Raw genomic sequence first — 14,439 nt, forward strand, 5'->3', positions numbered from 1 at the left:
TTTGCTTGGTCTTGGTCGAACAAACGAGCTACAACGTATTTACGAGGGTCGTCGTCTTGCAATGAAGCATTTTGTGCTGTTACTGTAGGATTCGTAAACGCTACACCAACTCCACCAAATAAGTAAGGAGAGAGTGTTCGGCGGAATGTTCCGTCACAAGTATATTTTCTTTCTTTTAATGGGTAGAATTCTCCTAATAAAGATAGCTCAGTTAATGGTGACTTGAATTTTAAACGACGATAATCCCATCTTCCATCTGGTTGGTCGAGATCATTACCTGCCAAACGACCAAATAAAATTTGAGCACGAGCTGCAAAATAGTCATTAATGTGGCGGCGAACAAAAGCACCGATCATAATACTGTTAGCGGAAGCATAAGGCCTGCTACAGTGCATATCACCAAAATACTGGTTGACACCAAGCGGAATACCAACTTCCCACTTGTAAGGCTTACACACCTTACAAGAATCTTGTGCCTGAGTTGTTAGCGAAAAAGTTAATAACGCTACAAAAAGGAATGTTACCTTCTTCATGTTGGGGGAATTTTATTGTTTTCTTCTAAGAAATAATATTAAAATTGGACTAATCAACGGATTTTAAGTCACAATCTAACTGTAATCTTTAGCAAAGAAAAAAAAAAATGTTAGAAATTTCTACAAAAAACTATATTATTTTGCCAAAAATGATTAATCGGCCATTATTTGCTCAATCGTTAATTCCTGCTAAGTCAAGAATGAAGGCATATTCCATGGCAACTTCCTTGAGCGAAGCGAATCTGCCTGAAGCTCCTCCGTGCCCAGCTTCCATATTGGTATGCATTAATAAAAGATTGCTATCGGTTTTCATTGTACGGAGTTTAGCCACCCATTTGGCTGGCTCAAAATATTGCACTTGCGAATCGTGTAGCCCCGTGGTTACGAGCAAGTTAGGATAGTCTTTTGCCGTCACGTTATCGTAAGGTGAGTAGGAGAGCATATACTCATACGAATCTTTGTTTTTGGGATTTCCCCACTCTTCAAATTCGCCCGTTGTGAGTGGAATCGTCTCGTCGAGCATCGTCGTCACAACATCAACAAAAGGTACTGCTGCCACTACACCACGATACAAATCTGGTCGAAGATTAATGATGGCTCCCATCAGAAGCCCACCCGCACTTCCACCGAGTGCAAAAAGTTTTTCGTGACTGCAATAGTTGTTCTTGATAAGAAAATCCGAACAGTCAATGAAATCATAGAAAGTATTCATTTTCTTGAACATCTTTCCGTTTTCGTACCATTCTCTCCCCATTTCTTGTCCGCCTCTGATGTGGGCAATTGCATACACAAAACCACGGTCGAGTAAACTCAAGCGGCTCGAACCAAAAGTTGCATCGGTCGAATAGCCATAAGAGCCATAAGAATATTGCAGAAGAGGTGCGTTACCATCAAGTTTTGTACCTTTTCGGTAAACAATCGAAACGGGTACTTTTGCCCCATCACGCACGGTTACGAATACTCTTTCTGAAACATAGTTTTCTTTATCAAACCCACCCAAAACGGTCTGTTGTTTCTTTAATTCTTTGGTTTGGGCGTTCATATCATAATCAAATGTTGAGTTTGGAGTAGTCAACGAAGTGTAGCTATAACGAAGAATGTTGGTGTCAAAACTTGGATTTGAGCCAATATTTGCATCGTAAGCGGGTTCGTCAAAGTTGAGGTAATGCTCCGATTTTGTAGCATGATTGATGATACGAAGCTGGCTAAGACCTTGATTTTTCTCTTGAACTACTAAGTGATTTTTGAAAACTTCAATTCCTTCTAAATAAACCTCTGGCCGATGCTCAATGACGGTTTTCCATTTCGACTTATCGCTTGTTTCATGCTCATTTACTTCCATTAATTTGAAGTTGAAAGCATTGTCGATATTGGTTTTTACGTAAAATTTATCCTCAAAATGCTCAATATCATATTCGTGTCCACGCTCACGAGGAAGAAACGTTTTGAACTCGCCAGTTGGGTTAGAAGCTTCCAAAAGCTGATATTCCGAAGCAATACCGTTGTGTTCGCTACCGATGGCAATGTATTTCTTCGATTTCATTCGATAAAGACCCATGTAATATTGGTTGTCTTTTTCTTCATAAACCAAAACATCGCTTTTTACGTCAGTTCCCAGTATGTGTCGCCACACCTGATAGCCCAATAGGGTCTTTTGATCACGCAAAATGTAGAAAAATGTTTGATTATCAGCCGCCCAAGCGTAGCTTCCTCCCTCAGTATTTTTGATTTGGTCTTTGTAGATTTCGCCAGTTTTCAGATTTTTAAATCGTACTGTATAATTTCTTCGGCTCACGGTATCTACACCGTAGGCAATGATTTCGTCATTATCTGTAATCTCGTAGCCACCGATACTGAAATACTTTTTTCCTTTCCCCATTTCATTGCCATCGAGCAAAATTTCTTCGGTCGCATCGAGAGTGCCTTTTTTTCGACAATAAACAGGATACTCTCCGCCCTCTACATATTTTACATAATAAAAGTATTCACCATCTTTTACAGGAACCGACTCATCTTGCTCTTTGATTCTGCCTTTCATTTCCTCAAAGAGTTTTTCTTGCAAAGGCTTCACTGGGGCCATTACTTGAGCTAAATACTCATTTTCGGCTTTCAGATATGCAATCACATCGGGATTTTCGGGGTCGTTGAGCCAATAATAATTGTCGATACGAGTATGGTTGTGTGTGACTATTTCCTTTGGTTTTACTTCTACACTTGGGGCTGTTAGGCCTATGTTTGTCATGCTTGAATGGATACTCATATTTTGAAAATTTTATTGCTATTGAAATAACTTTTTTGAAACTTTAATCTTCGGAAATAACACAAAAGTAAGGGATATTTTCTATCGCTTGGTCAAAAATATTTTGTGCCAAAATACTGATTGAAGGAAAAAATGCAGACATTTTGTAGAAAAATAAAAAAATAACGATTTTTACAATTAATATTACGGGTAGAATCCGAAATTGTCGTCTATAAAATTATAACCATCAATAAATCTAATGAAAAAACAGAGTTTTGCGATAATAATCTTAGTCATCATTGCTGCTCTTTCGTCGTTTAAAATAAAACGAGATAGCCTTGAAGACGTGTTTATTAAAATCAACCAAGATGTACTTTATCGTGGCCGTTCTTATGAGACGCTCGGCGAGGCAACATCAACCATCGGTCATCGACTTACAGGAAGCACCAACGGCAAAAAAGCCGAAGAATATGCTCATAAATTGTTTAAAGAATACGGTTTTGTAGATGTAAAGTACATGCCATTTGAGGTAGAGTCTTGGGCGAGAGACACCGTAAGTTTGGCAATCGTACCAAAGGGAAGTGATAACTTTCGTGATGTAGAGGTGGTTGCTTTGGCACACTCGCCAGTTTCTTCGCATTTACAGGGGCCAATCGTTGATTGTGGCGATGGAATAGAATCTGACTTCGAGAAGGTAAAAGCCGAAGTAAAAGGAAAAATCGCCTTGTTTAACATCAATATTCAATCGCCAGAAAACAAAGGTAAGAAGAACCTACACCGCTCCGAAAAAACGGCTTTGGCCATCAAATATGGTGCTGCGGGTGTAATTATCGCCAATGCAGTTGATGGGGGAGTGCTTCTAACGGGAACCGCTTCGGTAACTGGCGAGTTGATTCCGATTCCAGCGGTTTGTATTTCGGTAGAAAGTGGCAAAGCGATTCGCAAATGGATAAAAGACGAACCAAATTTATTGGCAGTGATTGATATGCGAAATTTCAGTCGACCAATCAGAGCTAGAAACGTAATTGCGACGCTTCCGGGAAGTTCGAAAAAATACAAAAAAGAAAAAATTATTATCGGCGGCCACTTAGATTCGTGGGATTTGGCAACTGGGGCAATGGATAATGGCATTGGTTCATTTACGGTATTGGATATTGCCAGAGTTTTCCAATCATTGAATCTTCGACCAAAACGTACTATCGAATTTGTGATGTTTATGGGTGAAGAACAAGGCTTGCTTGGCTCGAAGGCAATGGTGAAAAAATATAAAGAAGAAGGAAAAATCGACCAAGTTCAGTTGATGGTTAACCTTGATATGGTCAATAACGCCAAAGGTTTCAATGCGATGGGACGCCCAGAATTACAAAAGTTTTTTGATGAAATCGGTGCAAAAATCAAGGAAATTGATTCGACTTATACAAATACAAATCGTAATTCTGCGGGTTTACACTCTGACCACCAGCCATTTATGATTGAAGGTGTGCCAGTTTGTTCGCCATCGGGAAACTTCCCAGTAAAAGCTTATAATTGTTACCACGCAAACTGCGACCGTTTCGATTTGATTGATAAAAAACAAATCAATAATAACGTTCGCTTCACGGCCATGATGCTTTATGCTTTGGCCGAAGCCGAGGCTTTACCTGTGAAAAAAATGAACGACCAAGAAACCAAAGAGTTTTTGATTAAACAAAACCTCAAAAACGAATTGATTATTGGTAAAGATTGGCGTTGGGAACAATAAGAAATATTTTAGGAAATCGTGGCCTCATCGAACAAAATTCGGTGGGGCTTTTTTATGCTCGCTTGTTTTTCCAATAGCCGTAAGCATAAACCAAGATAAATGAGCCAAGCCCCACATAAGCTAGTGTTGGAGCAAAACTATCAAGAAGTTTTCGGAGCGAAACCGCTACTAAAATAATAAGCAAACCGATGATATAAAGTACATCAAGCCGAATGTCGTGGCGTTTGATAGGAATTTCTTTGAGAGGGGCAACCTCATCGGTGAGTAAAAACTTGATTTTATGAAAATCATAAACAAGCAGATATAAATTGCATAAAAGAAAGAACGCAACTACATAAGGAGTACCTTGCCAGTGTAGCGAAATCGTCACCATTAGAATATTTGCAAACATCGGGATGGCCATAATAGCCCCCAAAGTAGCAAAACGCTTCACCAAAAGCATAAAACCCACAACGATTTGCGAGTAGGCAATGAATATGGCATAAACACCCAAATTGTATTTTTCCAGTTCATACTCTAACCAAACAGGGCCGATAATGCCGATAAAATGGCCATTAAACATTTTGGCCACACCAGCCGTAAGTAAGATAAGACCCAACCAAAACCTGATACATCCCGCAATAAATTTCCAAAAATTTTGACCAGAAAAAAAGTTCATGAGGATATCATTTTGTGAGATGCAAATATAAAAATCGAAACATTATTTGTTTACAAAGTAGTCAGTTTTGTAATAAGTTTTACCAAATCTTGCAATTTTACCAAATCATGGTTTAATTTTGGGTTCATACAAAAAATACAAACTTATGCTGTCAAAAACCTTCGGGGCTGCTGTTTATGGTGTCAATGCAACTTTGATTACGGTCGAAGTAAGTGTTGTACAAGGCACAGGAATGGCAATTGTTGGGCTGCCCGATGGGGCGGTGAAAGAAAGCCAACAAAGAGTAGATGCCGCCTTGAAAAATTGTAATTATCAGATTTCTCGTCAAAAAACGGTTATAAATCTTGCTCCTGCCGATATTCGTAAAGAAGGCTCGGCGTACGATTTACCAATGGCTCTGGGACTCTTGGCTGTTTCAGGACAAATCAAAACTACCAAGAACTTAGAGGAATACGTTGTTTTAGGTGAATTGGCCTTAGATGGTACACTTCGCCCGATAAAAGGCGTTTTACCGATTGCTATCGAAGCTCGTCGAAACAAACTCAAAGGTTTTATTCTTCCTGCCGAAAACGCAATGGAGGCATCCATAGTCAATGCCTTAGATGTTATTCCAGTAAATACGCTCACCGAAGCCATTGAGTTTCTGACAGGAACGAAAGAAATTGAGCCATTAGTTACCGACACAAGAGATATTTTCTTCAATTCGGTTGGTGAATACGATGCCGATTTCTCGCACGTACAGGGGCAGGAAAACATCAAGCGAGCTATGGAAATTGCTGCCGCTGGTGGACACAATGTAATCATGATTGGCCCGCCCGGGGCAGGGAAAACGATGTTGGCGAAGCGTTTGCCTTCTATTTTGCCTCCGCTTACTCTCCACGAAGCACTCGAAACCACAAAGATTCATTCGGTAGCAGGTAAATTAGGTGTGAAAGCCACCCTAATTGCTCGTCGTCCATTTCGTTCGCCACATCATACAATTTCTGACGCAGCTTTGGTTGGTGGTGGTAGTTTTCCACAACCGGGCGAGATTTCTTTGGCTCATAATGGTGTTTTATTTCTGGATGAACTACCAGAGTTTAAGCGAACTGTTTTGGAAGTAATGCGTCAGCCACTCGAAGAGCGAAAGGTTGTAATTTCTCGTACCAAACAGGCCGTTGATTTTCCCGCTAATTTTATGCTCATTGCCAGCATGAACCCATGTCCGTGTGGCTATTATAATCATCCCGAAAAAGATTGTACTTGTCCGCCGGGAACTGTTGGGAAGTATTTGAATAAAATCTCTGGGCCACTTTTGGATAGAATAGACCTGCACGTAGAAGTGACTCCTGTAAGTTTCGACCAAATTGCTTCAACTCGTAAAAACGAAACGTCGGCCGAGATTCGAGAACGAGTAGTAAAAGCCCGTGAGATTCAGACCAAGCGTTTTGAGAATTACTCAGAAATACACTCAAATGCCATGATGCCACCCGAAATGGTGAAAGAAATCTGTGATATTGGCGACGCAGGAAAGGCACTACTCAAAAAAGCAATGGAACGCCTCGGACTTTCGGCTCGTGCTTATGACCGCATTCTGAAAGTAAGTCGAACAATTGCCGATTTGGCTGGAAGTGACGAAATCAGAATCGAGCATTTGGCCGAAGCTATTCAGTACCGTAGTTTAGATAGAGAGAATTGGGCGGGGTGAAATCAAACTTAATTTTGGCCTAAATCTTGCTTTTTCGATATGAAAGAAACTAAAAACTTGTTTCTTTACGTTATTAACATCAATTATTAACCTTTCACACGAAGGCCTTTGGGCTGTCGGGAAAAAACTAACACTAAAATGAAGAAAACCGTTTTTGTTGCTCTCATTGGCCTATTTTTCAGCGTAGCAACTTATGCTCAACATAGCAAAAGTGCCACAGGTATAAAATTTACTGAAGCCTCTTGGAAAGAAATTCTAAAAAAAGCGAAAGCCGAAAAGAAACTTATCTTTATGGATGCCTACACCACTTGGTGCGGGCCTTGTAAAATGCTCCAAGCGAGGGTTTTTCCTGACAAAAACTTAGGAGAGTTTTTTAACCAAAACTTTGTCAATGCAGCCATTGATATGGAAAGTGAAGAGGGCGTAAGATTGTCGAGTATCTATGAAGTACAAGGTTATCCATCATTATTTTTTATTGACCCAAATACAGGTAAAGTCGTAAAAATGTTCTTGGGTTATACCGAAATCGATCAATTATTAGATGCAGGAAAGAAATTAGTGGCGAAGAGAAAAGTGTAATGAATTGTAATATTGTGATATTTAGAAAAGAGAAAGCATCGAATGTTTTCTCTTTTTTGTTAAAAGGTTTTATTAAAAACCTTTTGACCTCAATAATCGTTTATATATGTATATACATCTAATTTTTAAAAATCAAATGAAAAAACTCTTATTAACCTTTGCTTTAGCAAGTATCTCAGCGTTTAGCTTCTCACAAAGTTGTTGCGAATTAGTTTTTGCCAGCAACGATGGTAACATGGGCGTTTTTGCATCAGACAAAGCCTTTATTGCTTCTCACTTGGCACCAATCGTTTACAAACACACAAGCGAAGTTGGTGGCAAAATGATAGAGATTGCTACACCTGATGGCAAGAAAGCAAATGCCTATTTTGTAAAATCTACGAAAAAATCGGACAAATGGCTTTTTGTATATCAAGAATGGTGGGGCTTAAATGACCACATCAAGCGTCAAGCCGATATTTTCTACAAAGATTTAGGTGGAAATGTAAACGTTTTAGCTCTTGATATGTACGATGGTAAATTAGCCACTGACGCCAGCGAAGCAGGAAAGTATATGCAAGGTGTGGTTGAGGCTCGTCTCGAAAACATCGTGCAGGGTGGTTTACAGTTTGCTGGTAAAAAAGCCAAAGTTGCTAACGTAGGTTGGTGTTTTGGTGGTGGCTGGTCATTAAAATCGGCTATCATTGGTGGAAAACAAACTGTTGGCTCGGTAATGTATTATGGAATGCCAGTAAAAGACGTTGAAAAGTTAAAAACATTGAACACCGATGTACTTGGTCTTTTCGCAACCGAACAATGGATTTCAAAAGCAGTAATCGAAGAATTTGCGGCAAATATGAAAACTGCTGGCAAAACCCTCAATTACAAAATCTTTGAAGCAGACCACGCATTTGCCAATCCAAGTAATCCAAAATACGATGAAGCAAAAGCCAAAGAAGCCTATGGAATGGCTATCGAATATTTAAAAAAGAAACTTTTGTAAGAATCGAATGTGGGGCGAACATCCTGTCCGCCACGGAATTGTTTTTACATCAAAAATCAACAATTCTTAATCTTCAATCAAATACTTAGAGTCAAGAACATTGCCTGTTCGCGATAAAAAAACATAATGAGTTGTACTCAATTTTAGCTTTCCAAAGCAAAAAATTGAGTACAACTCATTTTTTTATCAGCATATTTCTATAAATTCACTTCCCTAAAATCATCCAAACTAAAACCTCCCTAAACCATGCCTTCACGCCGAAGTTTCTTGAGCAAGGCCGCCATGCTTGCCAGTACCTCACTTATTCCATCATTAAAGGCTTTTTCAAAAGAAGAATTGCTGACTTTGGCTGCTTACAAACCCGAAAAATCGGCCCTCGAACTGGCAACCGATGAAGATTATTGGTGGCAAATACAGCAAGCCTACACGGTTTCGCCACAAATTATTAATCTTAATAACGGAGGTGTGAGTCCATCGCCATTGGTAGTGCAAAATGCCGTTGACCGGTATAATAAACTCGCCAATGAAGCCCCCAGTTATTATATGTGGCGAATCATGGACCAAGGCCGAGAACCACTGCGTGAAAATTTGGCAAAATATGCTGGCGTTTCGCCCGAAGAAATAGCCATCAACCGAAATGCTACCGAAGCCATCGATACCGTAATTATGGGATTACCTCTACAGCGAGGCGATGAAATAGTAATGACTCGCTACGATTACCCAAATATGCTACACGCATGGCGTCAACGAGAATTACGTGATGGTCTAAAAATCAATTATGTAGAACTCGATTTACCTGCCGAAGATGCCGACCTTATCGTACGGAAATATGTCGAGCAAATGACGCCACGCACTAAAATCGTTCATATTACGCACATTATGAATTGGAATGGACAAGTTATTCCAGCCAAACGCATTGCCGACGAAGCCCACAAACGTGGCATAGAAGTTTTGATTGATGGAGCTCATTCATTCGCTCATCTCGAATACAAAATTCCTGATTTGGGGGGTGATTATTACGGAACAAGTCTGCATAAATGGCTTTCTGCCCCAATCGGTTCGGGAATGCTTTGGATGAAAAAAGAAAAAATCAGTAAAATTTTTCCGCTCATTCCAAACGATAAACCCAACTCTGACAATATCCGAAAATTTGAAAACCTCGGCACTCGTCCATTCATGATTGAGCAAGCCATCGGACAAGCACTTAATTTCCAATTGGCCATTGGCAATGCAAGAAAAGAAGCACGTTTACGTTTTCTAAAAGATTATTGGGCAAAAGAGGCGAGTAAAATGACGAAAATAAAAATGAATACATCGCTAAAACCCGAATTTTCGGGAGCATTGGCACATTTTAGCGTGGGAGGCTTAGAAGCAGGAAAAATGGAAGGCGAATTATTCGCCAAATTCAAAATACACACTTCGCCAACCAAATGGGAAAAGCTCGATGGCGTGAGAGTTACGCCGCACGTTTATACAAGCCTACGAGATTTGGATAGATTATTAGATGGAATTAATCATCTGACGAAACTTTGAAGGTCGATGGTTCAGCGAAGGCTGGTGGCTGAGCGAATCTGACTGCCGAAGCAGTCGAAGCCACAGAATCACTAAAAATTCAAAATATTAGTATGCTTGCATACTAATATTTTTTTATATAACTTTGATTCATCAACAACATTAAAACAAAACCAAGTAAAACTATGGCAGCAACTACAATAGAAGGAATCAATTTTAACTTAACCGAAGAACATTTGGCGGTGCAAGCCGCTGCTCGTGATTTTGCCCAAAACGAACTATTACCCACTGCCATTGAGCGAGATACCCATTCGGTATTTCCCTATGAGCAAATCAAAAAAATGGGGGAGTTGGGCTTTATGGGAATGATGGTTTCACCCGAATACGGCGGAGGTGGCATGGACACGATGTCGTATGTGCTGGCAATGGAAGAAATCTCGAAAGTGGATGCTTCTGCTTCGGTGGCGATGTCGGTCAATAACTCTTTGGTTTGTTGGGGATTAGAAGAGTTTGGAACAGATGAACAAAAACAAAAATATTTAAAGCCACTCGCATCGGGTGAAATTATCGGAGCATTTTGTTTGTCCGAACCCGAAGCTGGCTCAGATGCAACTTCGCAGAAAACAACTGCCGAAGACAAAGGGGATTATTATTTAGTAAATGGCACAAAAAACTGGATTACCAACGGCGGAACGTCATCGGTTTGTTTGGTAATTGCCCAAACTCACCCCGAACTCAAGCACAAAGGAATCAATGCCTTGATTATCGAGAAAGGCACAGAAGGATTTGTGGTAGGGAAGAAAGAAGATAAAATGGGGATTCGCTCATCAGATACACATTCTTTGATGTTTTCTGATGTGAAAGTGCCAAAAGAAAACCGAATCGGGGCCGATGGTTTTGGGTTTAAATTTGCCATGACAACCCTCAATGGTGGAAGAATTGGTATTGCAGCACAAGCTCTCGGAATTGCGGCAGGTGCATACGAACTGGCCGTAAAATATTCAAAAGAACGTAAATCATTTGGTAAAGCCATCAGCGAACACCAAGCGATTCAGTTTAAATTGGCCGAAATGGCAACCAAAATCGAAGCCGCTCGTTTATTGGTTTATAAAGCCGCTCGCCAAAAAGATGAAGGAAAAGATTACGTAGAATCGGCAGCAATGGCCAAACTTTTTGCATCAGATGTGGCTATGTGGGCAACAACCGAAGCAGTACAGATTCACGGAGGGTACGGATATGTAAAGGAATTCCACGTAGAACGCCTCATGCGTGATGCCAAAATTACACAGATTTATGAAGGGACTTCCGAGATTCAGAAACTTGTGATTGCACGAGAGATTTTGAAATGATAGCTTTGTGGAAACATTACATATAAGTCATTTTCAAAAAATCACTATGAAAAATCTATTGCTGGTATTATTCGTTTGCATTGGTTTCACCGCTTTTTCTCAAGAAACCATCACGGCTTCACAAGCCAAAGACTTTGTGGGTAAAGAAGTTTTCTTGACGGGTAAAGTTGCTGGTTCAAGACTTTTTCAAAGACCAACGGGCGATATGCTTTTATTGAACATTGATAAACCCCACCCAAGTAATGATGTAACCGTAGTTGTTGAAGGCGAAGTAATCTCAAAAGGGAAATTTTCGGAAGCTACTTTGCAAGGTAAATCAATAAAAGTAAAGGGAATTGTGAGTATTTATAAAGAAAAACCACAAATAAAGCTCGAAAACGAAGCAAATCTAACAATTATAGAGTAGCACAATTTTCTAAATTGTGTTGGGAGCAATTTAGAAAATTGCTCTACAAAAAAGGCTCAAATCGAGCCTTTTTTAATATCTATATTGTCTAAATTAAATTTTTTTAAAAAATAATATTCCTGCTTCTTATCAAAATAAAAAGAAAAATTTCTATTTTAGTATTTTGATTCTTAAAGCAATTAATTTCTATTTCATCCCTAATAAAAAATGAACTTATTCGAGATTAAAGAGCAGGCTAAAGTGTATGATGTTGTCATTGTTGGCTCAGGAGCTGGTGGTGGTATGGCAGCATATCAACTCGCAAAAGCTGGTGCTAAAGTTTGTTTGTTGGAAGCTGGTGGCTACTTCGACCCCGCTGACCCAAAGTATATTACCCAAATGAAAAACCCTTGGGAATCGCCTCGTCGTGGAGCAAGCACTCGTCTTCGTCCGTTTGGAGATTTTGATGCTGCTTGGGGAGGCTGGGACATCGAAGGCGAGCCATATACGGCTGCTCAAGGTACGCAATTCCGTTGGTTCCGTTCAAGAATGTTGGGTGGACGTACCAATCACTGGGGACGTATTTCGATGCGTTTCGGTCCTGATGATTTCAAAAGAGGTTCTTTGACTGGCATCGGCGACGACTGGCCAATCGACTACGAAGACCTCGCTCCGTATTACGATAAAGTTGATAAAATGATTGGTCTTTTCGGTACAAAAGAAGGTATCCGAAACGAGCCAGATGGTATTTTCTTACCTCCTCCCAAACCACGTTTGCACGAATTAATGCTTAAAAAAGCAGCTACTGGTATTGGAATTCCCGTAATTCCTTCTCGTATGGCCATGCTTACTAAGCCAATCAACGATTCTCGTGGTTCGTGTTTCTACTGCGGACAGTGCGGTCGTGCTTGTCAAGCCTACGCTGACTTCTCGGCATCTTCGGTACTTTGTATTCCTGCGGCAAAAACAGGTAACTTGACTTTGATAAACAACGCCATGGTGCGTGAAGTATTGACCGATGCAAACACTGGACTAACAACTGGTGTTTCGTATGTCAATAAAATGGACTTGAAAGAATACACAATCAAAGGTAAAATTGTGGTTTTGGCTGCAAGTACTTGCGAAACTGCCCGTATTCTTTTAAACTCAAAATCTTCAAGATTCCAAAAAGGATTGGCCAACGATAGTGGAGTTGTGGGTAAATATCTCAATGACTCGACTGGTGCGAGCCGTTCGGCATTTATTCCTGCCTTGATGGATAGAAAACGCTACAACGAAGACGGTGTTGGTGGTATGCACGTATTTACTCCGTGGTGGTTGGATAACAAAAAATTAGACTTCCCTCGTGGTTATCACATCGAGTACGGTGGTGGTATGGGAATGCCAGGCGGTGGATTTGGTGGAGGAATTGAGCGTGTAAACGGACTTTATACCGATAAAAATGGTAATAAAAAACGTGCTGGTGGCTACGGTTCTGCTTTGAAAGAAGATGTAATTCGTACGTACGGTGCGTATATCGGCATGGCTGGACGTGGCGAACCTATTCCGTTGGAGTCTAACTACTGCGAAATCGACCCAAATAATGTTGATAAATATGGTATTCCAACACTTCGCTACAATTACAAATGGAGTGAGAACGAAATCAAGCAAGCTAAACACATGCAAGATACGTTTGAGCAGATTATCCACGAAATGGGCGGTATTGCTTTAGGTAAAAAGCCAGATGCGAGTACCAACTATGGCTTGGCACAACCTGGTGAAATTATCCACGAAGTTGGAACGGTTCGTATGGGCAATGACCCTAAAAAATCGGCATTGAACAAATGGCAACAAGCACATGATGTGAAAAACTTGTTTGTGGTTGATGCAGCTCCGTTTGTTTCGCAAGGTGATAAAAACGTTACTTGGACAATCTTGGCGAGTTCGTGGCGTACTTCAGATTATATCATCGACCAAGTAAAAGCTAAGAATTTGTAAGACTTTTTAATTTCAAGAAAAACATGAAACGTAGAGATACATTAAAAGCAATATCTTTAGGCACTTTCGGGATGGCTGCTTTACCCACTACCGACTTGGTAGCGGCTGCTCCAGACCCAAAGCCTTTTAAAACCACGCCAGCACGTGTACCAGAAGAGATTGAGCGTGATAAAAAACTAATGGCCGAAAAGTTTTTCACGGCTGCGGAACTAACAACTATTGGCATTTTGTGCGATATTATCATGCCTGCCGATGCAAAATCGGGAAGTGCTACGCAAGCGGGTGTACCTGCCTACATTGAGTTTATGGCAAAAGACCAACCGGCGTATCAGACTCCGCTTCGTGGTGGTTTGAAATGGTTGGATAATGTTTGTTTGAAGCAATTCGGCAAGGTTTTTTCTTTGTGTTCGGCAAAAGAAAGAATCCAGATTGTTGATGAAATTGCCTATCCGAATGATGTAAAACCAGAATATACACAAGGAGCATCGTTTTTTACACAAATGAGAAACTTGACAGTGACAGGTTATTTCACCACTCAAATGGGTTTTGATGCTTTGGGTTATGTGGGAAATCGCCCGAATCAATGGGATGGTGTGCCACAAGATGTATTGGATAAATACGGCTTGAAATACGACCCAATTTATGACAAAAAAGATTGATTTTTTAGTCAACGGTCGATAGTCAATTAACGATATTTAAAAGGCTTGGTGGATTTTTTCTGCTGAGCCTTTGCTTTTTGTGTTTTAAACAAATATTATTCATTGCCGTCTGCTTTAGCTGACGGATTTTTGAATAAA

Annotated in this window: 12 protein-coding genes; 9 read left to right on the top strand and 3 right to left on the bottom strand. The window is 40.2% G+C overall.

From position 1 onward, the window contains the following. Together ACOVO2_RS17505 and ACOVO2_RS17510 are read right to left on the bottom strand one after the other, a co-directional pair. Positions 1-533, bottom strand: a 533-nt coding sequence (locus ACOVO2_RS17505) for a DUF6089 family protein (RefSeq protein ID WP_421771222.1), incomplete at its 3' end; no start/stop codon positions are given. 172 nt (positions 534-705) lie between these two features. Further along, on the bottom strand, positions 706-2,793 hold the full coding sequence (locus tag ACOVO2_RS17510; protein WP_421771223.1) for a S9 family peptidase: 2,088 nt from the start codon (positions 2,791-2,793) through the stop codon (positions 706-708). 238 nt (positions 2,794-3,031) lie between these two features. Here ACOVO2_RS17510 and ACOVO2_RS17515 point away from each other — a divergent pair, with 238 nt between their 5' ends. Next, the gene (locus ACOVO2_RS17515; RefSeq protein ID WP_421771224.1) at positions 3,032-4,513 is read left to right on the top strand and encodes a M20/M25/M40 family metallo-hydrolase; all 1,482 of its coding nucleotides are present in this window, start codon (positions 3,032-3,034) and stop codon (positions 4,511-4,513) included. Between the two features lie 52 nt (positions 4,514-4,565). Here ACOVO2_RS17515 and ACOVO2_RS17520 read toward each other — a convergent pair whose 3' ends face one another. Continuing rightward, positions 4,566-5,171 carry a hypothetical protein gene (locus ACOVO2_RS17520; protein ID WP_421771225.1) on the bottom strand — a complete coding sequence of 202 codons (606 nt, stop codon included), beginning with the start codon at positions 5,169-5,171 and terminating at the stop codon, positions 4,566-4,568. Positions 5,172-5,316: 145 nt separating this feature from the next. Here ACOVO2_RS17520 and ACOVO2_RS17525 point away from each other — a divergent pair, with 145 nt between their 5' ends. The 8 genes from ACOVO2_RS17525 (at position 5,317) to ACOVO2_RS17560 (ending at position 14,301) form a co-directional block, all read left to right on the top strand. Further along, positions 5,317-6,858: a YifB family Mg chelatase-like AAA ATPase gene (locus ACOVO2_RS17525; RefSeq protein WP_421771226.1), complete on the top strand. Its 1,542-nt coding sequence runs from the start codon at positions 5,317-5,319 to the stop codon at positions 6,856-6,858. A 138-nt stretch (positions 6,859-6,996) separates the two neighbouring features. Beyond that, positions 6,997-7,437, top strand: coding sequence for a thioredoxin family protein (locus ACOVO2_RS17530; protein ID WP_421771227.1), 441 nt, complete (start codon positions 6,997-6,999; stop codon positions 7,435-7,437). 136 nt (positions 7,438-7,573) lie between these two features. Further along, positions 7,574-8,419, top strand: a complete 846-nt coding sequence (locus tag ACOVO2_RS17535; RefSeq protein WP_421771228.1) for a dienelactone hydrolase family protein — start codon at positions 7,574-7,576, stop codon at positions 8,417-8,419. Positions 8,420-8,665: 246 nt separating this feature from the next. Next, on the top strand, positions 8,666-9,952 hold the full coding sequence (locus ACOVO2_RS17540; protein WP_421771229.1) for an aminotransferase class V-fold PLP-dependent enzyme: 1,287 nt from the start codon (positions 8,666-8,668) through the stop codon (positions 9,950-9,952). A 164-nt stretch (positions 9,953-10,116) separates the two neighbouring features. Next, positions 10,117-11,280, top strand: coding sequence for an acyl-CoA dehydrogenase (locus tag ACOVO2_RS17545; protein ID WP_421771230.1), 1,164 nt, complete (start codon positions 10,117-10,119; stop codon positions 11,278-11,280). Between the two features lie 46 nt (positions 11,281-11,326). Next, positions 11,327-11,686, top strand: coding sequence for a hypothetical protein (locus ACOVO2_RS17550; RefSeq protein WP_421771231.1), 360 nt, complete (start codon positions 11,327-11,329; stop codon positions 11,684-11,686). Between the two features lie 207 nt (positions 11,687-11,893). Then, positions 11,894-13,642 carry a GMC oxidoreductase gene (locus tag ACOVO2_RS17555; protein WP_421771232.1) on the top strand — a complete coding sequence of 583 codons (1,749 nt, stop codon included), beginning with the start codon at positions 11,894-11,896 and terminating at the stop codon, positions 13,640-13,642. A gap of 23 nt (positions 13,643-13,665) precedes the next feature. Continuing rightward, positions 13,666-14,301: a gluconate 2-dehydrogenase subunit 3 family protein gene (locus ACOVO2_RS17560; protein WP_421771233.1), complete on the top strand. Its 636-nt coding sequence runs from the start codon at positions 13,666-13,668 to the stop codon at positions 14,299-14,301. Positions 14,302-14,439 lie beyond the last annotated feature (138 nt).

It is taken from the genome of Emticicia sp. (assembly GCF_049241225.1).
GTDB lineage: Bacteria > Bacteroidota > Bacteroidia > Cytophagales > Spirosomataceae > Emticicia.

Bases quoted from the DNA above. Each gene is read 5' to 3' on its own strand.
- ACOVO2_RS17525 (WP_421771226.1), top strand. From the start codon at position 5,317: ATGCTGTCAAAAACCTTCGGGGCTGCTGTTTATGGTGTCAATGCAACT.
- ACOVO2_RS17530 (WP_421771227.1), top strand. From the start codon at position 6,997: ATGAAGAAAACCGTTTTTGTTGCTCTCATTGGCCTATTTTTCAGCGTA.
- ACOVO2_RS17550 (WP_421771231.1), top strand. From the start codon at position 11,327: ATGAAAAATCTATTGCTGGTATTATTCGTTTGCATTGGTTTCACCGCT.
- ACOVO2_RS17560 (WP_421771233.1), top strand. From the start codon at position 13,666: ATGAAACGTAGAGATACATTAAAAGCAATATCTTTAGGCACTTTCGGG.
- ACOVO2_RS17545 (WP_421771230.1), top strand. From the start codon at position 10,117: ATGGCAGCAACTACAATAGAAGGAATCAATTTTAACTTAACCGAAGAA.
- ACOVO2_RS17535 (WP_421771228.1), top strand. From the start codon at position 7,574: ATGAAAAAACTCTTATTAACCTTTGCTTTAGCAAGTATCTCAGCGTTT.
- ACOVO2_RS17515 (WP_421771224.1), top strand. From the start codon at position 3,032: ATGAAAAAACAGAGTTTTGCGATAATAATCTTAGTCATCATTGCTGCT.
- ACOVO2_RS17510 (WP_421771223.1), bottom strand. From the start codon at position 2,793: ATGAGTATCCATTCAAGCATGACAAACATAGGCCTAACAGCCCCAAGT.
- ACOVO2_RS17540 (WP_421771229.1), top strand. From the start codon at position 8,666: ATGCCTTCACGCCGAAGTTTCTTGAGCAAGGCCGCCATGCTTGCCAGT.
- ACOVO2_RS17520 (WP_421771225.1), bottom strand. From the start codon at position 5,171: ATGAACTTTTTTTCTGGTCAAAATTTTTGGAAATTTATTGCGGGATGT.
- ACOVO2_RS17555 (WP_421771232.1), top strand. From the start codon at position 11,894: ATGAACTTATTCGAGATTAAAGAGCAGGCTAAAGTGTATGATGTTGTC.